This window comes from Qipengyuania thermophila (genome assembly GCF_004153605.1).
Classification (GTDB): domain Bacteria; phylum Pseudomonadota; class Alphaproteobacteria; order Sphingomonadales; family Sphingomonadaceae; genus Qipengyuania_B; species Qipengyuania_B thermophila.
Genome location: NZ_SDSI01000002.1, coordinates 159,054 through 181,897 on the forward strand (window position 1 = coordinate 159,054; position 22,844 = coordinate 181,897).

At 68.5% G+C, this 22,844-nt stretch carries 22 protein-coding genes and 1 tRNA gene; 9 read left to right on the top strand and 14 right to left on the bottom strand.

Translation table 11 applies throughout. The features are described from left to right. Window positions 1–4: 4 nt before the first annotated feature. The 3 genes from ETO60_RS05015 to ETO60_RS05025 are packed head-to-tail and all read left to right on the top strand — an operon-like array spanning window position 5 to window position 1,744. The gene (locus tag ETO60_RS05015) at window positions 5–679 is read left to right on the top strand and encodes an NAD(P)H-binding protein (RefSeq protein WP_130003393.1); all 675 of its coding nucleotides are present in this window, start codon (window positions 5–7) and stop codon (window positions 677–679) included. A gap of 1 nt (window position 680) precedes the next feature. Continuing rightward, window positions 681–1,139 (top strand): ABA4-like family protein, encoded by a 459-nt coding sequence (locus ETO60_RS05020; RefSeq protein ID WP_130003395.1) that lies wholly within the window; start codon window positions 681–683, stop codon window positions 1,137–1,139. Continuing rightward, complete coding sequence (locus ETO60_RS05025; protein WP_199798857.1) at window positions 1,136–1,744, top strand: DUF938 domain-containing protein; 609 nt, start codon at window positions 1,136–1,138, stop codon at window positions 1,742–1,744. Before ETO60_RS05020 ends, ETO60_RS05025 begins: the two co-directional genes overlap by 4 nt. Before the next feature lie 66 nt (window positions 1,745–1,810). Here the strand turns inward: ETO60_RS05025 and ETO60_RS05030 are convergent, their stop codons facing one another. Further along, a complete protein-coding gene (locus tag ETO60_RS05030; RefSeq protein WP_390612586.1) occupies window positions 1,811–1,936 on the bottom strand; it encodes a hypothetical protein in 126 nt (41 codons plus the stop codon). Window positions 1,937–2,032: 96 nt separating this feature from the next. Between ETO60_RS05030 and ETO60_RS05035 the strand changes: the two genes are divergently transcribed. Further along, window positions 2,033–2,281 carry a hypothetical protein gene (locus tag ETO60_RS05035; protein ID WP_130003401.1) on the top strand — a complete coding sequence of 83 codons (249 nt, stop codon included), beginning with the start codon at window positions 2,033–2,035 and terminating at the stop codon, window positions 2,279–2,281. Window position 2,282: 1 nt separating this feature from the next. On the opposite strand, the gene ETO60_RS05040 is transcribed toward ETO60_RS05035, so the two are convergent. Then, complete coding sequence (locus ETO60_RS05040; protein WP_130003402.1) at window positions 2,283–3,803, bottom strand: CpaF family protein; 1,521 nt, start codon at window positions 3,801–3,803, stop codon at window positions 2,283–2,285. A 191-nt stretch (window positions 3,804–3,994) separates the two neighbouring features. Here ETO60_RS05040 and ETO60_RS05045 point away from each other — a divergent pair, with 191 nt between their 5' ends. From ETO60_RS05045 to ETO60_RS05055, 3 genes are all read left to right on the top strand, one after another. After that, window positions 3,995–4,912, top strand: a complete 918-nt coding sequence (locus tag ETO60_RS05045) for a DMT family transporter (RefSeq protein ID WP_130003404.1) — start codon at window positions 3,995–3,997, stop codon at window positions 4,910–4,912. Between the two features lie 66 nt (window positions 4,913–4,978). Further along, window positions 4,979–6,802: a glutamine--fructose-6-phosphate transaminase (isomerizing) gene (gene glmS, locus ETO60_RS05050; protein ID WP_130003406.1), complete on the top strand. Its 1,824-nt coding sequence runs from the start codon at window positions 4,979–4,981 to the stop codon at window positions 6,800–6,802. Between the two features lie 92 nt (window positions 6,803–6,894). Continuing rightward, window positions 6,895–9,237, top strand: coding sequence for a putative bifunctional diguanylate cyclase/phosphodiesterase (locus ETO60_RS05055; protein ID WP_234026340.1), 2,343 nt, complete (start codon window positions 6,895–6,897; stop codon window positions 9,235–9,237). Between the two features lie 69 nt (window positions 9,238–9,306). Here the strand turns inward: ETO60_RS05055 and purQ are convergent, their stop codons facing one another. From purQ to infA, 9 genes are all read right to left on the bottom strand, one after another. Continuing rightward, window positions 9,307–9,975: a phosphoribosylformylglycinamidine synthase subunit PurQ gene (gene purQ, locus ETO60_RS05060; RefSeq protein ID WP_130003408.1), complete on the bottom strand. Its 669-nt coding sequence runs from the start codon at window positions 9,973–9,975 to the stop codon at window positions 9,307–9,309. After that, window positions 9,972–10,211, bottom strand: coding sequence for a phosphoribosylformylglycinamidine synthase subunit PurS (gene purS / locus ETO60_RS05065; protein ID WP_130003410.1), 240 nt, complete (start codon window positions 10,209–10,211; stop codon window positions 9,972–9,974). Before purS ends, purQ begins: the two co-directional genes overlap by 4 nt. Window positions 10,212–10,297: 86 nt before the next feature. Continuing rightward, window positions 10,298–11,104: a phosphoribosylaminoimidazolesuccinocarboxamide synthase gene (gene purC, locus ETO60_RS05070; RefSeq protein ID WP_130003412.1), complete on the bottom strand. Its 807-nt coding sequence runs from the start codon at window positions 11,102–11,104 to the stop codon at window positions 10,298–10,300. Between the two features lie 139 nt (window positions 11,105–11,243). Further along, window positions 11,244–11,846 carry an NAD(P)H:quinone oxidoreductase gene (gene wrbA / locus ETO60_RS05075; RefSeq protein WP_130003414.1) on the bottom strand — a complete coding sequence of 201 codons (603 nt, stop codon included), beginning with the start codon at window positions 11,844–11,846 and terminating at the stop codon, window positions 11,244–11,246. 105 nt (window positions 11,847–11,951) lie between these two features. Continuing rightward, window positions 11,952–12,027 (bottom strand) — tRNA-Phe (locus tag ETO60_RS05080). An 88-nt stretch (window positions 12,028–12,115) separates the two neighbouring features. Then, a complete protein-coding gene (gene yacG / locus ETO60_RS05085; protein WP_130003416.1) occupies window positions 12,116–12,304 on the bottom strand; it encodes a DNA gyrase inhibitor YacG in 189 nt (62 codons plus the stop codon). Beyond that, window positions 12,279–13,262, bottom strand: a complete 984-nt coding sequence (locus ETO60_RS05090) for an Rne/Rng family ribonuclease (RefSeq protein ID WP_130003419.1) — start codon at window positions 13,260–13,262, stop codon at window positions 12,279–12,281. Before ETO60_RS05090 ends, yacG begins: the two co-directional genes overlap by 26 nt. After that, window positions 13,255–13,845 (bottom strand): Maf family protein, encoded by a 591-nt coding sequence (locus ETO60_RS05095; RefSeq protein WP_130003421.1) that lies wholly within the window; start codon window positions 13,843–13,845, stop codon window positions 13,255–13,257. The genes ETO60_RS05090 and ETO60_RS05095 overlap by 8 nt, the downstream gene beginning before the upstream one ends. 9 nt (window positions 13,846–13,854) lie before the next feature. Continuing rightward, a complete protein-coding gene (gene infA, locus ETO60_RS05100; protein ID WP_130003423.1) occupies window positions 13,855–14,100 on the bottom strand; it encodes a translation initiation factor IF-1 in 246 nt (81 codons plus the stop codon). Between the two features lie 177 nt (window positions 14,101–14,277). Here infA and ETO60_RS05105 point away from each other — a divergent pair, with 177 nt between their 5' ends. Both ETO60_RS05105 and uvrC read left to right on the top strand, forming a co-directional pair. Continuing rightward, window positions 14,278–16,740 (top strand): TonB-dependent receptor, encoded by a 2,463-nt coding sequence (locus ETO60_RS05105; protein ID WP_165362122.1) that lies wholly within the window; start codon window positions 14,278–14,280, stop codon window positions 16,738–16,740. Between the two features lie 64 nt (window positions 16,741–16,804). Next, a complete protein-coding gene (uvrC, locus tag ETO60_RS05110; RefSeq protein WP_130003427.1) occupies window positions 16,805–18,745 on the top strand; it encodes an excinuclease ABC subunit UvrC in 1,941 nt (646 codons plus the stop codon). A 15-nt stretch (window positions 18,746–18,760) separates the two neighbouring features. Here uvrC and ETO60_RS05115 read toward each other — a convergent pair whose 3' ends face one another. The 3 genes from ETO60_RS05115 to ETO60_RS05125 all read right to left on the bottom strand — a co-directional run bounded on the left by ETO60_RS05115 (window position 18,761) and on the right by ETO60_RS05125 (window position 22,770). After that, window positions 18,761–19,501 (bottom strand): class I SAM-dependent methyltransferase, encoded by a 741-nt coding sequence (locus ETO60_RS05115; protein WP_130003429.1) that lies wholly within the window; start codon window positions 19,499–19,501, stop codon window positions 18,761–18,763. 74 nt (window positions 19,502–19,575) lie between these two features. After that, window positions 19,576–20,514: an acyl-CoA thioesterase gene (locus ETO60_RS05120; protein ID WP_130003431.1), complete on the bottom strand. Its 939-nt coding sequence runs from the start codon at window positions 20,512–20,514 to the stop codon at window positions 19,576–19,578. Window positions 20,515–20,595: 81 nt separating this feature from the next. Next, window positions 20,596–22,770: a sodium-translocating pyrophosphatase gene (locus ETO60_RS05125; protein ID WP_130004549.1), complete on the bottom strand. Its 2,175-nt coding sequence runs from the start codon at window positions 22,768–22,770 to the stop codon at window positions 20,596–20,598. Between the last annotated feature and the right edge of the window lie 74 nt (window positions 22,771–22,844).

Genomic DNA, 22,844 nt, shown 5'->3' on the forward strand with positions numbered 1-22,844 from the left:
GCCGATGCGGATCGCGCTCGTGGGCGCGAGCGGCCTTGTTGGCCGAGCGGTTCTGCAAGCGGCGCGGATCCGGTCCGGCCAAACGCTGCTGGCGCTTGTCCGTCGCCCGCCCGACCCTGCGCTCGCGGCGCATGCCTGCGTCAGGGTGGCTGAACCGGCGGCATGGGCGGACATTGTCGCGGGGTTCCGGCCGGAGGCGCTGATCTGCGCGCTGGGCACGACCTGGCGCAAGTCCGGCCGCAGCCGGGCAGCGTTCCGCGCGGTGGATCACGATCTGGTCGTGGACATGGCGGCGGCGGCCCGGCGCGGCGGTGCCACATGCGCGGTGATTGTCAGCGCCGTGGGGGCGGACGCAGCGTCCCGCTCGCTCTATCTGAAAACGAAGGGCCAGATGGAACGCGACCTTGCCCGGCTGGAGTTTCCCCGGCTCCATTTCCTGCGGCCGGGGCTGCTGCGGGGCGAGCGGCTGGGCGACCGCCGGCTGAAGGAGGGCGCGGCGGTGTCGCTCAGCCCGGTGTTGGACCGGCTGCTCCCTGAGCGCCTGTCCCGCTTCCGCTCGATTGCTGCGGACGATGTCGCTGTGGCGGCGCTCACCCTGTGTCATGACCGTGCCACAGGAGTCCGGGTGCATCACAACGCCGAAATTGTCCGTGCGGCCTGCAAGACGGAGGAGTCCTGAGATGTGGGACGCGCTGTTCACGCTGACGAATGCGCTCGCAATGTCGGGCTGGGCTGTCCTGTTGCTGCTTCCGCGGCGCGAGGCACTGCTGTCGGCGGTGCTGTATCTTGGTGTCGGCGTCCTCTGCCTGCTCTATGCGGTGCTGCTGCTCGGGCTCGTGTCGGGCGTGCTGGATGGGGGCGGTGCAGGCAGGGGGCTGCCACACTATTCGGTGGACGGCCTCATGCAGATCTTCGACACGCGGGGCGGGTTGGTGATCGCGTGGACACATTATCTGGCCCTCGACCTGTTCGCCGGGCTGTGGATCGCCCGTGATGCGGATCACAAGGGGATCGCGCGATGGGTTCAGGCACCGGTGCTGATCCTCACCCTCGTTGCCGGACCGGCGGGGCTGCTGACCTGGCTTGCGCTGCGCGAGCGTCGCGCCCGGATCGTCGGCACGCGCGGCAGCCGCCGGTGAAACGTCACGCCCCCGCCACCGCGCGCAACAGCGCGCCGATTGCTGCCGTTCTGGCGCAGGAGCTTCCCGAGGCCGGCCTGGTGCTCGAGATCGCCAGCGGCACGGGCGAGCACGCGCTCTTCTTCGCGCGCCGGTTCCCGCACCTGCATTGGCAGCCGAGCGACGCAGACGCAGACGCCCTGCGCTCCATCGCGGCGTGGAGAGAGGAACACGGTCCGGGAAACCTTCTGCCGCCGGTCGCTCTCGACGCGCGCGATGCGGACTGGCCGGTGGCGCGGGCTTCGGCCCTCGTGTGCATCAACATGCTCCACATCAGCCCGTGGTCGGCGACAGAGGCGCTGATGGCGGGCGCGGCCCGCCTGCTGCCCGAAGATCACCCGCTGATCGTGTACGGGCCGTTCCTGGAGACTCGCGTGGAGACGGCGCCCTCAAACCTCGCCTTCGACCGGAATTTGCGCGCCCGCGACCCCGAGTGGGGCCTCCGCCAGCTCGATGCGGTCGACAAGGTGGCAAGCGCCCACGGCCTTGTGCGGAGCGCGCGGCACGTCATGCCCGCCAACAATTTGACCGTGGTCTACCGTCGCCGCAACGCCAAGGCCGCGTAAGACAGCGCCGCTGCGGGACGAGAGCGAGGCGCGGCGACGCCGCGGCCGCCGCGCCTGGGCATGTTTTTAGAGCGCCCCTTCGACGGTGTTCGCCGCCGACTGCAGGTCTTCGCCGGCACCGCGAACGGTGTTGCACGCCGCAGCCGTCAGGGTCATGGCGGAAAGGCCGAGGGCCAGGATGATCTTGCGCATGATTGTTCTCGTCTTCTTGCCTGAGGAACGGATGATGAAACGGCAACGTCCCGGTCATGTTCCTGCGCCTGAGTGCCGGTCGGGTGCGGTCCCGGCATGAGGATGCAGACCCTGCTCGATCAGTGGCGCTTTGCCAGCGACGCCAAACTGCTGGTGCTGGCCGGCATCGCGCTGCTGGCGACGGCCGGCGTGCTGGTGCTGCTGGAGCGGGCGCTCGCCGCGCGTGCGCGGGCGCGGTCCGTTCCGCCACCTCCGTTGCCCGGCGCAGGGCTGTTTCTCCTGCTCGTCGGGGCGGGGCTGCTGTGCCTCGCGCTGGGTCTGCCGCCGCTCCTGCGCGAGCCTTGAGTCAAAGGCAGGCTTCGAGGAACGCCTGTTCGAACCCGTACTGCCGCGCCTTTTCCAGCGTGTAGGGGCGAAGGCCGCTCGACTGGTATTCGCCGATGATCTTCCCGTCCTCGGTCTCCTCGAGATACTGGAACTTGAACAGCTCCTGCGTGACGATGACGTCGCCTTCCATCCCGATCACCTCGGTGATGTTGGTGGTGCGCCGCGATCCGTCGCGCAGGCGCTTGACCTGCACGATGAGATCGACCGATTCGGCGATCTGCCGGCTGATCGCCTCCTTGGGGATCTTGATGTCGCCCATGAGGATCATGTTCTCCATGCGCCCGAGGCATTCGCGCGGGCTGTTGGCGTGGAGCGTGCACATGGAGCCGTCATGGCCGGTGTTCATGGCCGCGAGCAGATCGAAGCATTCGGCGCCGCGGATTTCGCCCAGGATGATCCGGTCGGGCCGCATGCGCAGGGCGTTTTTGACGAGATCGCCGATGGTGATCGCGCCCTGACCTTCGAGGTTCGGGGGTCGCGTCTCCAGCGGCAGCCAGTGCGGCTGCTGCAGACGAAGCTCCGCCGCGTCCTCGATCGTCAGCACACGCTCGCCCGGGTCGATCATCTTGGACAGGGCGTTGAGCATGGTGGTCTTGCCCGAGCCGGTGCCGCCCGAGATGACGATGTTCATCCGGCTCGCCCCGGCGATCTTGAGCGCCGTGCACATCTTGTCGCTCATCGAACCGAAGTTCTTGAGCATGTCGAGGGTGATCGGCTTTTCAGAAAACTTGCGGATGGAGATGGCCGTCCCGCGCAGCGACAGCGGCGGCACGATGACGTTGACGCGGCTCCCGTCCTTGAGGCGCGCGTCGGCGAGCGGGGTCGTCTGGTCGACGCGGCGCCCGACCTGGTTGACGATCCGCTGCGCGATCTGGAACAGGTGCTGTTCGTCGCGGAAGTGGATCGGCGCAAGCTGGAGCTTGCCCTTCTTCTCGATGTAGGTCTGTTCCGGCCCGTTGACCATGATGTCGGACACGTCCGGGTCGTTCAGCAACTCCTCGAGCGGGCCGAAACCGAGCAGTTCATCAACCAGCACCTTTTCCAGCGCGAACTGTTCGCGCCGGTTGAGGGTAATCTTCAGCTCCGCCAGCACCTCCATGATGATGGGGCGGAATTCCTGCGACAGCTCGTCCTTCGACAGGGTGGCGGCCGCTTCGGGATCGACGCGCTCCAGCAGCCGCGGGAGCACCTGTTCCTTGATCTTGTGGACCGACGCTTCGAAGCCGCCGACCTCGACCCTTTCCGCAACCGTGGCGTTGGTGCGCTCGTTCAGCCGCGCCATGGCATCGTCGAGCGGCTTGCTGCCGCCCGCCGGCTGGGAGGGAGCCGGCGGCGCCCGGTCGCGGGCTTCCTGGTCCGGCAGCGGCGGAAACTGCGCCCCGCCCGGCACGGGACCGCCCATGGGCCGTGCCACGCCGAAGCTGGGACGACCGTTGGCTGCCGCCCCGGCAGGTCCGCCTTTACGTCCGAATGCGCTCATTCCGCTCCCTCAGCTTTCTTCCTCCCGCGCGGCCGGACAGCCGTGTGCGGCCGTCGCCCGGAGAGGAGACGGGTTGGTGAATAGGATTTAAAGCTTGAAACTTTCCTAAGTCGCTCCGCTGCGGGGCAAGGCCCGCTCTTGCGAAGTGCGGCGCGGCGGCTAAGCGCGTCTGTCATGCGGACACACAGGAGATGAGCGGCGAGCGACGCGGCGTCGTGCTGGCCGTGACCGGTTTTGGGCTGCTGTCCGTCGGCGACGCGATTATCAAGACCATGGCCGGCGCGTGGTCGCCGCTCGCAGTGGCGGGCCTGCGTTTCGCGCTCGGGGCGATCGGCCTTGCGGCGCTGCTGCGCTGGCGCGAGGGGGCCGGTGCGCTCCGCCCCGCCGCGCCGCTGCTGCAGCTCGGGCGCGGGGCCTGCCTTGCGGGTGCGACCCTGTGCTTCTTCTCGGCCATCTTCCTGATGCCGCTTGCCGAGGCGATGGCGCTGACCTTCATCTCCCCGGTGGTGACGGCGCTGCTGTCGCGGCCGCTGCTGGGCGAACGTGTGCCCGGCAATGTCTGGGTGGCCATGCCGGTGGCGCTGGCGGGAGTGGCGCTGGTCCTGCGTCCCAACCTGCTCGCGCTCGGCTGGCCGGCGTTGCTGCCGCTCGCCTCCGCCACCTTCTTCAGCGGCATGGTGATCGCCAACCGCAAGAGCGCCGGCACCGGTTCGCCGCTTGCCATGCAGGCCTACATCGCCGTGGTGGCCGCACCGATCCTGATCGGCGCGGCCGTTCTCGGTCACGCCAGCGGCGCGCCGCTGCTGCGCGTCTCGTGGCCGGAGGCGTCGGTGGTGGCCCGCTGCGCGATCGTCGCCGTCACGGCCAGCACGGCGCATGCGCTGATCTACCTTGGCACCACGCGCGCCGGAGCCGCCACGATCGCCCCGACCACCTATGTGCAGATCATCATCGCCGGTGTTCTGGGGTGGTGGTGGTTCGGCGACCGGCCCGACGCGGTGGCGCTGGCGGGCATGGCGCTGATCGTGACGGCGGGTCTGGTGCTGTGGTCGGGCAACCGACTGTTCCGCGGCCTGCTGCTGTTCAGGGCAAATCGTCCGTTGCCGTGATTGCCTGTTCACTGTTTGCCGCTATGACCGCGCTCCTGACACAATCATCAGCGGTGCAGGCAGAGCATGTGTGGCATTATCGGCATTGTGAGCACGACACCTGTCGCCGACCGGCTCGTCGACGGCCTGCGGCGCATGGAATATCGCGGCTACGACAGCGCCGGGGTGTGCACGGTGCACGAGGGCGAGCTGGTCCGCCGGCGGGCCGAAGGCAAGCTGGCGAACCTGGTGGCGGCGCTGGCCGCTGATCCCGCGCCGGGCACCGTCGGCATCGCTCACACCCGCTGGGCCACTCACGGGGCGCCGACCGCCCGCAACGCGCATCCCCACGCAACCGAGCACCTTGCGCTGGTGCACAACGGCATCATCGAGAATTACAAGGAGCTGCGCGCCGAGCTGAACGGCGAGGGGCGGGTGCTCGAAAGCGAGACCGACACGGAGGTGGTGGCACACCTTCTCTCGCGCGAGGTCGAGCGTGGCGCCTCGCCCGAGACGGCGATCCAGACGGTCCTCCCTCGCCTGCGCGGCGCTTTCGCCCTCGCCGTGGCGTTCCGCTCCCGGCCCGACATGCTGATCGGGGCGCGGCTCGGTTCGCCGCTCGTCCTCGGTCATGGCGATGGCGAGATGTTCCTCGGCTCGGACGCACTCGCGCTGGCGCCGCTGACGCAGCGCATCAGCTATCTCGAGGAGGGCGACTGGGTGGTGCTTACCCGCGACGGCGCCGACATCCGCGACGCGGGTGGTGCACCGGTGGAGCGGGAGATCGTCACCTCCGGCGCGACGGCGGCGGCGGTCGAGAAGGGCAACTACCGCCACTACATGCAGAAGGAGATCTTCGAGCAACCCACCGTGGTGGCGCAGACGCTCGGCTCCTACATCCGCCAAGCGGATGCAACGGTGGCCCTGCCTCAGCTGGACGTGGACCTGTCCACCGTCAAGCGGATCACGATGGTCGCCTGCGGCACGTCGTTTTACGCCGCGATGATCGCAAAGTACTGGTTCGAGACCTTTGCACGCGTTCCGGTCGATCTCGACGTGGCCAGCGAGTTCCGCTACCGCGACCCGGTGCTCGAACGCGGCGGACTGTCGCTGTTCATCTCGCAGAGCGGCGAGACGGCCGACACGCTGGCGGCGCTGCGCCACTGCAAGGCCGCGGGCCAGACCATCGGTGTCATCGTCAACGTGCCCACGAGCACGATGGCGCGCGAGGCGGACATTCTCCTGCCAACCCATGCCGGTCCGGAAATCGGTGTCGCCTCGACCAAGGCCTTCACCTGCCAGCTCGCCGTGCTGGCGGCGCTGGCGACGCATCTGGCCGTCCGCCGCGGGCTGATGAGCCGCGCCGAGGAGCAGGACGTCGTCGCCCATCTGCTCGAGGCTCCGGCATCGCTCAACGCGGCCCTGAAGCTCGACGGGGCGATCGAAGCCATCGCGCCGCTGGTCGCGCCGGCCAGGGACGTCCTGTATCTGGGCCGCGGGCCAGACTACCCGCTTGCCCTTGAAGGGGCGCTGAAGCTCAAGGAGATCAGCTATATCCACGCCGAAGGATATGCGAGTGGCGAGATGAAGCATGGGCCCATCGCCCTCATCGACGACCGGGTGCCGGTGATCGTCCTCGCCCCCAGCGGTCCGCTGTTCGAAAAGACGGTGTCGAACATGGAGGAAGTGCGGGCGCGCGGAGGCAAGGTGATCCTGATCTCGGACGAGGAGGGGGTCCGTCAGGCCGGCGACGGGGCACTTGCCACCGTCTGCATGCCCAGGGTCCATCCGCTGATCGCGCCGCTCGTCTATGCCGTGCCGGTGCAGCTTCTCGCCTACCACGTGGCGGTGGCGAAGGGAACGGATGTGGATCAGCCGCGCAATCTGGCCAAGTCGGTCACCGTGGAATAGGCGCCACGCCGCCTGCACATCGTCTCGGGCGCGTCGCACGGTTTACCCGTCTGAAAGGAAATCGCTTTTAGGTCGCCGGCGTGCGATCCGAAGTGCTTCATCCATCCGTGACGGCGGGCGAGCTCTCCTGGCGGAACATCCTCGGCCTCAATGCCGAGGCGCGGCGGCAGTGGGCCGACCTCGCCGGGTTCAGGGGAGAAGCCGTCACCCGCTGGACCCTGTTCCGTGCCCTGTGCCATCTGATCGCCTTCGTGGTTTCGGCCTGGCTGTTCGCCGGGGCGGACAACTGGCTCGTCTTCGCCGCCGTCGGCGTGGCGCTGGCGATCAACACGGGCCTGTCCTTGCGCCAAGGACCGCGCAAATGGCGGGGCTGTGCCATGACGGGCGTCGCAAGCGGCGCCCGCCAGCAGATCATGGTGTCCACCATTGCCGGACTCGTGTGGGCGATCCCGCTGATCCTGATGGGGGCGACCGGCTCGCTGCACGCCTTTCTCGGCATGCAGGCGATCGTGCTCACGCTCGTCATCGCGGCGTCGATGAACGACACGGCGCCGCCGCTCACCGCCATCGGCTTCACCATCGCGTCCATGCTCGGGGCGGTCGCGGGATCGCTGCTGCAGCAGCAGGTCATCCTCAGCCTTGTTCCGGTCGTGGTTTCGGTGCTGACGAGCATCGGCACCTACCGCAAGTCACGGACTCTGCTGGCGGCACGGCTGACGACCCGGAGACTGGCCGACACGTCGGACACGGTGTCGCTGCTGCTTCGCGAGTTCGAGGAGAACGGCGCGGACTGGCTCTGGCAGATCGACGGCGCGAGGCGGTTGCGCGGGGTGTCGCCGCGGTTCGCCTTCGCCCTCGGCATGACTGCCGACGAGGCGGAGGGCAAGCCGTTCCTCCAGGTGATCGGCGGCATGACCCGCGACGGCGACGACACTCCGCACGGACTGCGCGAGCTCGCTGAGAAGCTGAAGCGGCAGGAGAGCTTTTCCGACGTCGCCGTCAGCGTCGAGGTCGGCGGGCAGCTGCGCTGGTGGGAACTGTCCGGGACGCCCATCTACGACGAGAAGAACGCCTATGTCGGGTTCCGCGGCGTCGGCTCCGACATCACCGAGCGCCGCGAGTCGGACGAGAAGATCGCCTTTCTGGCGCGCTACGACATGCTGACCCGCCTGCCCAACCGCGTGCTGCTGACCGAACGGCTTGGCGAGGCGTTGAAGCATTGCCAGCGGTGGCGTTCGCGTTGTGCGCTCATGATGCTCGACCTCGACCGGTTCAAGGCCGTCAACGACACGTTGGGTCATCTGGCCGGAGACCGGCTGCTGTCACAGGTCGCCACGCGCCTGCAGTCGATCACCAGCGGGGTCGCGATGGCGGGGCGCCTCGGCGGCGACGAATTCGCGGTCGTCCTCGACACCCTCGACGACTCCGGCCAGGCGGAAAAGCTCGCCCGCCTCATCATCGAACGCCTGTCCGAACCGTATCTGGTCGACGGGCAGACGCTCTACATCGGCGCCAGCGTCGGTTCCGCCATCGGGCCACGCGACGGCAACAGCGTCGAGGAACTGATGCGGAACGCCGATCTGGCCCTGTATCAGGCCAAGGACGACGGCGGCGGTTCCTACTGCGAATACGAACCGGCTCTGCACCAGCTCGCCGAAGAGCGTCGCAAGCTGGAGCTGGCCCTGCGCAGCGCGCTTGCACGCGGGGAGATGCAGCTGGTCTTCCAGCCCGTCGTCGACGCCAACGGCGAGCATCTGGTCAGCTTCGAAGCCCTGCTGCGCTGGCAGAACAAGGAGTTCGGCACGGTCAGCCCGGCGAAGTTCATCCCGCTGGCCGAAGACACGCGGCTCATCGTCCCGATCGGCGAGTGGGTGCTGGAGCAGGCCTGCATCGAGGCTGCCCGCTGGCCCGAGCACATCATGGTCAATGTCAACGTGTCGCCGGCGCAGCTGCTCGACGCGAATTTCGTGCCGAACCTGACGCGCATCCTCGACTCCACCGCGCTCAAGCCGAGCCGGCTGGAGATCGAGGTCACGGAAAGCGTCTTCATGGCCGATCCGACGGTTGCGCGGATGGCGCTGGAACAGGCGATGGCGCTCGGGTGCAGCATCGCGCTCGACGACTTCGGCACCGGCTATTCCTCGCTTGGTTATCTGCGCACGTTGCGCTTTTCGACGATCAAGGTCGACCGCCTGTTCGTGCAGGGGGCGGCTCACGGCAACCGCGAAAGCCTGGCCATCATCAGGGCCGTCGTGGCCATGTCCGACAGCCTCGGCATGACCACGACGGCGGAAGGGGTGGAAAACGGCGACGAGGCCGCCCTGATCCGCAGCCTCGGCTGCACGAAGATTCAGGGCTATCACTTCGGCCGGCCCATGGAAGCCGATCAGGCGCGCAGCCTCATGCGCCGCGAGAGTTTCAGCCTGAGCGCCTGAGGGTCGCCGAACAGCCGGGCACGCACGGCATAGTCTCCAACCCGGCGCGGCGGCGCAGGGGCGGTCTGCTCAGCCGAGGGCAAGCGCGGCACAATGGCGCAGCAGCTTCAGTCCGTCGGTCCCGCCATGCGCCGCGTCGACCGCGCGCTCCGGGTGGGGCATCATGCCGACGACATTGCCCGCCTCGTTGGCGACGCCGGCGATGGCCCGCCGCGATCCGTTCAGATTGTCGACATAGCGCAGGACGACCCTGCCGCTCTGCTCGAGCCGGTCGAGCACCTCCTCCGCGGCGAAGAAGTTGCCGTCGTGATGCGCGACGGGAATGCGGAGCGTCTCCCCGACTTCCAGATCCGCAGTGAACACGGACGCGGTGCTCGCGACCTCGAGTTCCGCCGTCCGGCAGATGAAGGTCTGTCCGGCATTGCGGAGCAGGGCGCCCGGGAGGAGGCCGGCTTCGCAAAGGATCTGGAAGCCGTTGCACACGCCGAGCACCGGCACGCCGCGCGCGGCAGCCTCGGCGACGGCCCGCATGATGGGGCTACGCGCCGCCAAGGCTCCGGAGCGCAGATAGTCGCCGTAGGAAAATCCGCCCGGCACGGCGATCATGTCGACGTGCCGCGGCACCTGCGTGTCGCGATGCCACAGCCGGACGGGGGAGCGGCCTGTCACCTGTTCCAGCGCGACCGCCATGTCCCGGTCGCAGTTCGAGCCGGGAAAGGTGATGACGGCAGCGGTCATGCCGGCTCCGTGACGGTGAAGCTGTAGTTTTCGATGACGAGATTGGCGAGCAGTTGCCGGCACATCGCATCGATGGTGTCCGCGGATGTGCCATCCGCCACCTCGAGGTCGATGACGCGGCCGACGCGCACGTCCTGCACTCCATCGAAGCCAAGGCCCTCGAGCGCATGGAGGACCGCCCGGCCCTGCGGATCGAGGACACCGGGCTTCAGACTGACGTGAACGCGCACCTGCACCGTCTTCTTTCCTCCATTCTTGCACCGCACCCTGCGTCACGACACCGCGCAAGGGCGCCGGCCGCAACGGAGCGGCCGGACATCGGTCACTTCTTCGGCTTCAGCGGGAAGCCGCGCCGCATGTTGCGATGCTGCGACAGGTCGAACACTTCGCCCGGCGCATTGTCGTCATTCTGCAGCACACCGAGGCGCCGCGCGACCTCGTTGTAGGCTTCCTCCTCGCCGCCGAGGTCACGGCGGAACCGGTCCTTGTCCAGCTTTTCGCCGGTGACGAGATCCCACAGCCTGCATCCGTCGGGGCTGATCTCGTCGGCAAGGATGATCCGCGAGTAGTCGTTGTCCCAGATCCTGCCGAACTCGAGCTTGAAGTCGACCAGACGGATGCCGATGGCCGCGAACATGCCGACGAGAAAGTCGTTGATGCGGATGGCCATGGAGGCGATGTCCTGCATCTCCTCGTGGCTGGCCCAGCCGAAGCAGGCGATGTGCTCCTCCGCGATCAGAGGGTCGCCCAGCTTGTCGTCCTTGTAGTAGTATTCGAGCAGGGTGTGCGGCAGCGGCTCGCCCTCCTCGATGCCGAGCCGCTGCGACAGCGAACCCGCCGCCACGTTGCGCACCACGACCTCGATCGGGATGATCTCGACCTGCCGGACAAGCTGCTCGCGCATGTTCAGGCGGCGGATGAAGTGCGTCGGGATGCCGATATGGCTCAACCGGGTGAAGACGAACTCGCTGATCCGGTTGTTGATGACACCCTTTCCGTTGATGGTGCCCTTCTTCTGCGCGTTGAAGGCGGTGGCGTCGTCCTTAAAGTACTGGATGATCGTGCCCGGCTCCGGGCCTTCATACAGGATCTTGGCCTTGCCCTCGTAGATTTGGCGGCGACGTGACATGACGGAGAGTTCCCGATCCAGCGCGACCCGGCGCACCAGTGGCGCAGACGCGCACCGCGCCGGTCGTTTCCTTGCTCCTTAGGTGCCGGTGCGCGCGAACGCAATCCGGCACCCCGCCGCGGCACCGCCGGCGGCTGGTTCAGCCGGCAAGTTTGAGGGCCGTCCGCGCCACCCGCTCTCCCAGATGGCGTGCCCCGGCGAGATCCGCCTCGCCGGGCTGGCGCGACCCGTCGCTGCCCGCCACCGTGGTTGCACCGTATGGCGCGCCGCCCTTGACCTCGTCCACGCCCATCTGGCCCTTGTAGCCGTAGTCCAGGCCCACAACGGTCATGCCCATGTGCAGCAAGTTGGTGAGGATCGACAGCAGCGTCGTCTCCTGCCCGCCATGCTGGCTAGCCGTCGAGGTGAATGCCGCACCCACCTTGCCCACCAGAGCATCGCTGGCCCACAAGGCGCCGGTCTGGTCCCAGTAGGCGGCCATCTGGCTCGCCATGCGGCCATAGCGCGTGGGACAGCCGACCACGATGGCATCATAGTCGCGCAGGGGTTCGATGCCGGCGATTTCCTCGTGATGATCAGCCACGCGGAACCCCGCCTGACGCGCCACGTCCGCCGGCGCCGTTTCCGGGACGCGGCGCACGTCGCACTGTGCGCCGGCCTCCCGCGCGCCTTGCGCCACCGCGTCCGCCAGCTGGGCCGTGTGCCCGTAGGACGAGTAGTAAAGCACCAGCACCCGCGCCATGATCATCTCCTTGCTGTGATCGCCAAAGCTTCCTCAACCGCCACGCTCCGGCGCGGTTTCCCGCTCGTGGATTTAGACCGCGGCAAGCAGAAGAAGGGCGCGCAATGGTGCCCAAGGGCGGGATCGAACCACCGACACTACGATTTTCAGTCGTATGCTCTACCAACTGAGCTACTTGGGCATCGTTGCGGCGACGGTCCTCGCGGGACCGGCGAACGACAAGGCAGACGGCGCTATGGCGAACCGTGTCCGCCTTGGCAAGCGGCTTTTCAGTCGTCCCCGGTTTCGGACGGCGGAGCCGCGGGGCCGGGCACGGCATAGCCGCCGCTCAGCCAGCGGACCAGATCGCGATCCTTGCACCGCGTGGAACAGAACGGCCGCGCCGCTTCGCAACGTGGCTTGCCGCAGACGGGACACGGTTTCGGCGCGGGGTCAGTCACGCGGCACCAGCTGGGCATGGGCGTGGTGGCGGTCAAGTCCGGAGGGGGCGCTTCCGACCCGGACTGCGCGGCCGGTGCGACGGGAAAGCTCCGCCAGCCATTCCCCCTTCAGTGCGCCCTCCACCGCGTCGCTGCACGCAAGGAGGATGTCGCCGGACCCGCTCAGCAGCTCGGCATCCCGCAGCACCCTTCGCGCCAGCGCGGCGGCGGGTTGGAAGGTCAGCAGGGCCAGCAGGGAAGGGCGGGTCTGCCGCGCGACGATCTGCACGAAACCAAAGCCGTTCATGGCGGTACGCTCGTGCGGCCATGCTAAAAGCGCCGCGGCCAGCGCCGCATCGATACGGCGACGCTCCTCGCGAGCGGTGAGGGTCGGGAAATCGATCCCGATGTTGCCGCCGACGTCCATCTGCCGCAGCGCACGCGCAAGGGGCGTGACCGCGCGCCCGGCGAGATCCGCAGCGCGCCCGTCGCCGTCGACGTCGATCAGCGTCATGGCCGGCGTGGGGTGAAACAGCAGCCGCCCGCCGGGAAACTCAACTTCCCGCCCGCGCACCTCTGTCCACAGCCCGTTCCAGTCCGCATCCTCGGGAAAGCGCCTGACGAGCCGCGCCGGTTGCCCTTCATCGCGCAGCTGTTCGAGGAGTGTCGGGGCCGCGCGGGTTTCCAGATTCGTGGGGCGCACCTGCGCCGCTTTGACCCGTCCCTGTTCACGCAGGGCGCTCCTCACGACGATGCAGCGGAGCTTGGATCCTTCGGTAGCCGTCTTGGGAAGCGCGTCGGCGAGCGCCTCCTCGCCGCTGCCGAAGCGGACGAGGCCGCGGGACGTGCCCGCGCGGCGCGTGATCAGGCGGGCATCCTCGACCTGCCCGGCCGTCAGCGTGCCGGGCCAGTGCAGGCGGGCGGCTTCGATGCGGCCTCCCTCCAGAAGCAGGGCGCGGTGTTCGCCGATCCCCTCCTCGACCAGCCACTCAGCCAATCGGCAGCCCCGCCGCCCTGAGCAAAGCCCGCGTCTCGAACAACGGCAGTCCGACGACACCGGACGGGCTGCCTGCAAGAAAATCGACGAAGCCGGCCGCGCGGCCCTGCACGGCATAGCCGCCCGCCTTGCCGACGCCTTCCCCGCACGCGGCGTAGCAGGCGATCTCGTCCTCGGTCAGCCGCTTGAAGCGGACGATGGTGGAGGACAGGCGGTGCCGGGCCTGCCCGTCGAGGGCGATCACCGTGATGGCGGAATGGACGGTGTGCCGGCGGCCCGAGAGCATCTTCAGGCACCGGGCGACTTCGCCCGCGTCATGGGCTTGCCCGAGAATGCGGCGGCCCAGCGCCACGGTCGTGTCGCCGGCAAGGACGATCTCGCCGGGGTTCCGGGCCACCGCCGCGGCCTTTTCCCGCGCAAGGCGCTGCGCGTAGGCGGCGGGTTTCTCGTCCCGCGCGGGTGTCTCGTCGATGTCGGGGGACACGATGCGGTCCGGCGTGACGCCGATCTGCGCCAGAAGGGCGCGCCGGCGCGGGCTGGACGAGGCGAGAACGAGACGCGGCCCGCAAGGCGGCGCGGCCATGAAGCCGGCCTAGTCGATGCCGGGTCCGCCGCGGCCCGGCATGAAACGGTAGGTGATCCGCGCCTTGGTCAGGTCATAAGGCGTCAGCTCGCAAAGCACGTCGTCGCCAACCAGAACACGGATCCGGTTCTTGCGCATCTTGCCGGCCGTGTGGCCAAGCACCTCGTGGCCATTTTCGAGTTCGACCCGGAACATGGCGTTGGGCAGCAGTTCGACGACCCGCCCGCGCATTTCCAGGAGTTCTTCCTTGGCCATACCGAAATCTGTATCCTGTTCCGTTGCGATCTGTTCCGGCGCCCTTAGCCAACCTTTGCCCGAAAGGGAAGAACGGCTGCGGCCGGGGTGGAACCGGGCAGCTCTGCGGGCGGTTGTTCACCTGACATCAAGGCGGCGGTGTTCATCGGCCACCGCAAACAACACGCCGAGGACCCTGTGAGCATCATCACCCTTCTCCTTGCGTCGACCGCCGGCGCGGTCGACCCCGGCGCGGCCTCATCCACGCTTCAGCAGATCACCGCGTCACAGGACGCCGGGGCACGCGCCGACGCGGCGGACGACACGGCGCCGGCCGGCAACGAGATCGTGGTGACCGGACGGCGTCTGCGCGGAGAGGTGCTCAGCGAGCAGCCGCCGATCGCCGAATACGACGAGCGCGACATCCAGGCGCTTGGCGCCAGCTCGCTGACCGAGCTGCTCGCGGCGCTCGGCCCGCAGGTCAGTTCCGGCCGGGGCCGGGGTGGCGGTCCGCCGCTCATCCTCGTCAACGGTCGGCGCATCTCCAATTTTCGCGAGCTGTCCTCCTACCCGCCGGAAGCAGTGCAGCGGGTGTCGATCCTGCCTGAGGAAGTGGCGCTGCAATACGGCTTTCCGCCAGATCAGCGGGTGGTCAACATCATCCTGCGGGACAACTTCGCCAGCCGCGAGGTCGAGGTGGAATATGGCCAGCCTGACCGCGGCGGCTATCGCCAAGGCGAACTCGAACTGACCTATCTGCGGATCGACGGTCCCGACCGGCTCAACGCCAATCTGCAGCTGCAGGAGACGACGGCGCTGACGGAACTCGAACGCGGCGTGATCCTGACGGCACCGGTTCTGCCGGGCGACCCCGATCCGGCCGCATTCCGCACCCTTGTCGCCCCGTCGGACAGCATTGCCGCGACGCTGAACTGGTCGCGCGGGCTGGGCGTGGAAGGCGCCGGCGGTTCCTTCGGCCTCAGCGGCCGCTACGGACGCAGCCGCTCGCGCAGCGACGAAGGGCTGGTGACGGTGCTGCTGACCGACCCGGCCGGCCGAACCGCGCTGCGCGCGCTGCCGCTCGTGCTTCAGACCCGCCAGGTCACGGACAACTACGCCGCCGGCGCCAGCCTCGACAAGCCGGTCGGCGACTGGCGGCTGAATGCGACGCTCGATGCGACGCTCACCGACGTGGCGACCGATGTCGGCAACGCCCCTGGTCTTGCGTCCCTCGTCGATGAGGCGGCGGCCGGCAGGCTGCCGATCACCGGCGCGTTGCCCTCGCCCGACCCCGGCGGGATCGACACGGCGCGCTCGCGGATCATCAACGTCGCCCCTGTCGTCACCCTGTCGGGACGCCCCGTGTCGCTGCCCGCCGGGCGCATGTCGGTGACGGCCGATGCAAGCTATTCCTGGCAGCGGATCGAGAGCAGCGACACGCGCTCGGCCGCCGACGTGCAGCTGACGCGGGGCGTGCTGTCGAGCGGGCTGAACGTCAATCTTCCGGTGGCGGCGCGCGATGCCTTCCTCGGCGCGCTTGGCGATGTGAGCCTGCAACTGGGCGCCGGTGTCGATCACCTCTCGGATTTCGGGACGTTGTGGGATGCCAATCTGGGCCTCACCTGGCGGCCGACCGGACGCCTGACCTTGCAGATGACGTATGTGCCGCGCGAGGCGGCGCCAAGCCTCGCGCAGCTCGGCAACCCGGTCATCGTCACGCCGAACGTTCCCGTGTTCGATTTCGTGACCGGGCGCACGGCGCTGGTCACCATCACCCGCGGCGGCAATCCCGACCTGCTCGCCGAGCAGCAGCGCGACTTCAAGGCGTCGCTGAGCTGGCAGCTGCCTTCGATCACCGAGCTGATCCGCGACGCCAACATCGACGTGGAGTATTTCCGCAACCGCTCGCGCGATGTCAGCGCATCCTTTCCGTTCCTGACCCCGGCGATCGAAGCCGCCTTCCCGGCACGGGTGCTGCGCGACGGTGCGGGACAACTGATCGCCATCGACCAGAGCCCGGTGACGTTCGCCCGGCAGGACGCCAGCCGTCTCCGCTTCGCGCTCAACCTCGGCGGAGCGTTCGCGAGGGACGAGGCTCCGCGCGGTGGCGCAGGTGCGCGTCCCGGCGGTGCACTGGGCACAGGGGGCGGACCGGGTGCGATGCTGCGCGCCGGCCCGCCTTCCGGTGGCCGCTGGCGCCTGACGCTGGACTACACGCGCGAGCTTGAAAACACCGTGCTGATCGCGCCCGGCGGACCGGTGCTCGATCTGCTCGACGGAGATGCGCTCACCGCCGGCGGCATTTCGGCCGACCGCATCGGTGCGCGGCTGTTCGGCTTCTACCGCGGCGTCGGCGGGCGGGTGGCGTTCGACTGGTCATCGCCCACGGAAGTGCGCTCGACCGGCGTTCCGGGAGGATCCGATCTGCGCTTCGGCAGCGTGTCGCTGCTGAACCTCAGGGTGTTCGGCGATCTGGAGCGGCTGCTGCCGGAGCGCGAGTTCCTGCGCGGCACGCGCCTGTCGCTGTTCGTCAACAACGTGTTCGACTCGCGGCGCGACGTGCGCGACGAGGCGGGTCTGACGCCGGCCAGGTACCAGCCGTTCCTGCTCGATCCCACCGGGCGCTTCGTCGGCATCGAACTGCGCAAGCTGTTCCTCTGACGCATAGGGACGGTGCCGGCGCAACAAGGCTGACGCGGAGGCTCGCAACGCCTATCTCGCCACGATGAGCGATCCGCCCCGCACCCGGTCCTCCGCAGCACCGCCCGACCGCTTCACCGAAAGCCATGCCATCGCGGCCGTGGCTTCGGCACAGCCCGACCTCGACGCAGGCGTCCGTGCGATCCGCGAGACGTTGCGGACGCTCAAGGCGCGCCCCGGCGTGTACCGCATGATCGACGGGCGGGGCGACGTCCTTTATGTCGGCAAGGCCCGCAGCCTGAAGGCGAGGGTGGCGAACTACACGCAGCTCAGCGCCCTCACCAACCGCCTGCGTCGCATGGTCAGCCAGACGCGCGCGATGGAGATCGTCGTCACGGGATCGGAAGCGGAGGCGCTGCTGCTGGAGGCGCAACTGATCAAGCGGTTCCGGCCGCCGTTCAACGTCCTGCTGCGCGACGACAAGAGCTTCCCCTTCATCCTGCTGCGGGCGGAGCACGACTTCCCGCGCATCACCAAGCATCGCGGCGCCCGGCGGTTCAAGGGCTCCTATTACGGTCCGTTTGCCAGCGCCGGGTCGGTCAACACCACGATCAACGCGTTGCAGAAGCTGTTTCTCCTGCGTTCGTGCACGGACAGCTTCTTCGCCACCCGGCGGCGGCCATGCCTGCTTTACCAGATCAAGCGCTGTTCGGCGCCCTGCGTCGGGCGGATCGACAAGGCGGGCTATGACCAGCTCGTGCAGCAGGCCAAGGACTTCCTCGCCGGCAAGTCGAGCCAGGTGCAGGCCGGGCTGGAGCGGCAGATGGCGGAGGCGGCCGCCAATCTCGACTTCGAGACCGCCGCCCTCCTGCGTGACCGCCTGCGGGCGGCAACCTTCATTCAGGGAACGCAGGCGATCAACGCAAGCGGTGTGGGCGATGCCGACGTCTTCGCGCTTGCGAGCAAGGGCGGGCATGTCTGTGTCCAGGGGTTCTTCATCCGCGGCGGACAGAACTGGGGCCACCGCGCCTTCTTCCCTGGCAACACGCACGATCTGGACGAAAGCGACGTGCTGATGCAGGTGCTCCTCCAGTTCTACGAAGAGGTGCCGCCGGCGCAGACCATTCTTGTCGACCGCGAATTGCCGGAGCGCGCGCTTCTGACGCAGGCGCTGTGCGAACTTGCCGGCCGCCGCGTCGACATCGCCATGGGACAGCGCGGCGACCGGCGCCGGCTGATCGATCAGGCGCGGCGGAACGCCACCGAAGCGCTGGAGCGCCGCCTCGCCGAGAGCGGCACCAAGGCGCGGCTGAACCAGGAGCTCGCCGAATTCTTCGAACTCGACGCGCCGCCGCGAAGGATCGAGGTCTACGACAATTCGCACATCCAGGGCCAGAAGGCCGTCGGCGCGATGATCGTCGCGGGTCCGGAGGGGTTCGAAAAGGGTCAGTATCGCAAGTTCAACATCCGCTCTGCACAGACCAACGACGACTGCGCCATGATGCGCGAAGTCATGCAGCGCCGCTTTGCCCGCGCGATGGAACAGGATCCGGACCGCCAGAGCGAAGGGGTCTGGCCGGACCTCGTCCTCATCGACGGAGGCAAGGGGCAGATGTCGTCGGTGCGCAGCGTCCTGGAGGAGCTTGGCATCGAACACGTGCCCCTGATCGCCATTGCCAAGGGGCCGCATCATGGCCGCGAGGGGCGCGAGGTGTTCCACTTCCCCGACGGGCGCGAAAAGACCTTGCCGGTCAACTCGCCGCTGCTGTTCCACCTTCAGCGCCTGCGTGACGAAGTGCACCGTTTCGCCATCGGCGCCCACCGTGCCAAGCGCAGCCGCGCCATTTCCGCATCACCGCTCGACGAGATCCCCGGCATCGGACCGGCCCGCAAACGCGCCCTGCTGCTGCATTTCGGCACCGCGGCCAAGGTCAGGGCCGCGGCTCTGGAAGACCTGAAGCGCGCACCCGGTGTCAGCGACAGCGTGGCGCAGAAGGTCTACGACTTCTACCACGCCGGGGGCTGATCCGGACCGAGCCGGTCAGGCGCGGCGTCCGATCAGCAGGCCCTTGCTCCCGCCGCGCTCGAACTGGAAGGCGATGTTGCGCCAGCGCCGCTTCCACCTCCGGGCCACCACACGCTCGCCCGGCCGGGCCGCATCGTCAAGCAGAACAGCGCCGCCGCTGGCGAGGCGCGGGAACAGGGTTTCGGCCGCGCCGCGCACGAGCGGGTGAATGGTCCACGGCGGACCGTCGACGATCAGCAGGTCGATCGCGTCGGGCACGTCGTCGAGGTCATACCACACGCCCGGCCAGGCCGGGGACCGGTTGCGCAGCGGGGCATGCCGGAACGATGCGTCGAGGCCATGTTCGGCGAGCCACTCTCCCATCGCCGAGACAAAAGGGCGATGCTGGTCATAGCTGTGCAAGCGGCCGCCGCCGTGGTGCCGCAGCGCCGCGGCGATGACCAGCGAGGTCGCGCCGGATCCCAGTTCCACCACCACCGCCGGACGCCGGGCCTCTATCTCGTCCACGATCCGGTGCAGGAGAAACGTGTCCGCTTTCCAGCTGCCGAGGTTGGGCAGGGCATCGCGGGGAAGCCCGATGCGGTCGAGCAGACGTTCCTTCTCGGCACGCGAACCGCCCCACAGGCTGCGCAGCAGCCAGGGCCACTGGATGAGCGAGAAGCCGATTTTCTCGAGCCACTGCCGCGTGAAGGCCGCGTCCGCAAGGCTGGTGCCGTCGCTCGTGCTCAGCAGACCGGTGGAGTTCTTTGTCGTCACCCGCTCACCAATCCGCCAGCATCTTCAGCAAAGCTGCACTTACAGCCCAGCGGGAACACTGGCAAGCTGCGTCCTCAGCCGGTCCGTGTCGCCGGCGGAGTGCCGCGCTGCCGCCGGATGACGCCTTCCTGCGCCACACTGGCAATCAGGCGGCCGGCAGCGTTGAAGATCTGCCCGCGATTGAAGCCCCGCCCGCCGCCGGACCAGGGGCTGTCGCAGACGTAAAGGAGCCATTCGTCCACGCGGGCCGGATGGTGGAACCAGAGCGCATGGTCGAGACTGGCGCTGACCAGTTCGCCGCGCGTCCAGCTCAGTCCGTGGGGCAGGGCGCTGGTGCCCAGCAGCATGAAGTCCGATGCGTAGGCGATGATTGCACGATGCAGAGCGGGATCGTCGCCGGGCGATGCGACGGCCCGGAACCAGGCGTGCGCCAGCGGCGGGCGCGGGTCGCGGCTGCGGCCGTCGCGGGGCTCGACGCTGCGGAACTCGATCGGGCGCGGGCGCAGCATCCAGGCGCGCTGTGCCGGCGTGATCGCGTCTCCCAGCCGCTCCGCCACGCGGCGCATCCGCACGGAGTCCGGCTCGAGGCTTTCCGGGCCGGGGACGTTCGGCAGCTCGGCCTGCTGGTGGTGAAGCCCGTCCTCCGGTCGCTGGAAACCGGCGCTCATCGTCAGGATCGCCGTTCCCTCCTGCTCGGCCACCACGCGCCGGCTGGCGAAGCTGCGTCCGTCAAACTGGCGTTCGACACGATAACGGATCGGCCGACCCTCCTCGCCGCCGCGAAGGAAATAGGCGTGCAGCGAGTGCGCGACCCGTTCCGGGCTGACCGTGGCGCAGGCTGCCTGCAACGCCTGCGCGATCACCTGGCCGCCGAAGACGCGGCCCACGCCGCCGGGCTGGGGCTGGCCGGTGAAGGCGTCCTCGCCGTCGGGCGCGAGGGTCAGCAGGTCGGCAAGCCCCTGCACCAGCGCCTGCGGGCTGGCGGCGGCTTCGTCCGCGGATGTGTTCGTCATGCCGCGGCCCTGCGCCGCCGAGGGCGAGGCGTCAACCGGCCGCACCGTCTCCGCGGCGGCGGCTGATCAGGCCCGCCGGCGTCATGCGCCGCCGCCCGCAAGCGCCGCCAGGAGCAGCAGCGCGACGATGTTGGTGATCTTGATCATCGGATTGACGGCCGGGCCGGCCGTGTCCTTGTAGGGATCGCCGACGGTGTCGCCGGTCACCGCCGCCTTGTGCGCGTCGGAGCCCTTGCCGCCGTGGTTGCCGTCCTCGATGAACTTCTTGGCGTTGTCCCACGCGCCGCCGCCGCTGGTCATCGACAGGGCGACGAACAGGCCGCCGACGATGACCCCGAGCAGCAGTGCCCCCAGCGCGGCAAAGCCGTTCTGCTGTCCGGCGACCGCGGCGATGGCGAAATAGACCACCACCGGCGCAAGCACGGGCAGCAGCGACGGCACGATCATCTCCTTGATGGCCGCCTTGGTGACCAGATCGACCGTCCGGGCGTAGTCGGGCTTTGTCTCGAAAGTCATGATGGCCGGATTTTCGGCGAACTGCTGCCGCACATCGGTCACCACGTCCCCCGCGGCGCGGCCGACGGCGGTCATGCCGAGCGCCGCGAACAGGTATGGCAGGAGCGCACCGAGGAACAGTCCGACGATGACGTACGGGTTCTCGAGGCTGAAGTCGACGTCCGTGCCGGGGAAATACTCGGCGAGATCGGCGGTGTAGGCGGCAAACAGCACCAGCGCGGCCAGCCCGGCCGAGCCGATGGCATAGCCCTTCGTCACGGCCTTGGTGGTGTTGCCCACCGCGTCGAGCGCGTCGGTCTTTTCACGCACCGCGGCATCAAGGCCAGCCATTTCGGCGATGCCGCCCGCATTGTCGGTGACCGGCCCGTAGGCGTCGAGGGCCACCACCATCCCGGCAAGCGCCAGCATGGCCGTCGCCGCGTAGGCGATCCCCAGAAGGCCCGCGAGCTGGAAGGCGACGATGATGCCGCTGACGATCACCAGCGTGGGGAGGGCGGTCGCTTCGAGCGAGATCGCCAGCCCCTGGATGACGTTGGTGCCATGGCCGGTGACGGACGCCTTGGCGATGGACTGCACCGGGCGGTATCCGGTGCCGGTGTAGTACTCGGTGATCCAGATGATGAGAGCCGTCACCACCAGGCCCAGGATCGCACACCAGAACAGCCCCCAGCCCGTGAACGCCACCTGCGACGACGTTCCTTCCTCGGCCAGAGGCGCGCCGATGTCCACATTTCCGAGGTTGGCGCCGCCGATCACGGCGTTCATGTCGCCGAGCGTCGCCTGCATCGCCAGCCAGATCAACGGCACGGCCAGCACGGCGCTGATCAGGAAACCCTTGTACATAGCCCCCATGATGGAATTGCCGCGCCCCAGCCGCACGAAGAAGGTGCCGATGATCGAGGTCAGGATGCACGCGCCCCCGATGAGCAGCGGCAGGGCCATCAGCGGGAGCAGCAGATCCCCGGCCGTCCGCACGAGCAGGGCGGTGAGCACCATGGTCGCCCCGACGGTCACGACATAGGTCTCGAACAGGTCGGCCGCCATGCCCGCGCAGTCGCCGACATTGTCGCCGACATTGTCGGCGATGACCGCCGGGTTGCGCGGATCGTCTTCGGGGATCCCCGCCTCGACCTTGCCCACGAGATCGGCGCCGACATCGGCCGCCTTGGTGAAAATGCCGCCTCCCAGCCGCGCGAAGATCGAGATGAGCGAAGCGCCGAAGGCAAGCGCGACAAGCGCGTCGATGACTTCCCGGTCATTCACCGGCAGACCCATCGGTCCGATGAGCACGGCGAAGAACACGGCGATGGCCAGCAGTGCCAGCCCGGCGACGAGCAGGCCGGTGATGGCGCCCGCGCGGAAGGCGACCGTCAGGCCCTGCTGCAGCCCGCTCTGCGCCGCCGCCGCCGTGCGGACGTTGGCCCGCACAGAAATGAGCATGCCGATGAACCCGGCGGCACCCGACAGAAGCGCGCCGAGCAGGAAGCCGGCCGCCGACACCGGCACACCGCCTCGTGGCAGGTCGAGGAAGACGTAGACCAGCGCGGCAACGACAACCCCGACAAGGGCGATGGTGGTGTATTGCCGCCGCAGGTAGGCGCGGGCGCCCTCCTCGATGGCGGCGGCGATCTCCCGCATCCGGTCGTTGCCCGACCCCATGCGCAAGACCTGCCGGCTCGTCACGAACCCGTACAGGATGGCGAGGAAGCCGAGGACGATGGCCACGATCACATATTGCACCAGAATACCCCCCGCACACGGCCGGTCCCGGCGACAGGGCCAGGCCTGCATCTTCTTACAAGTTGACGACAGGT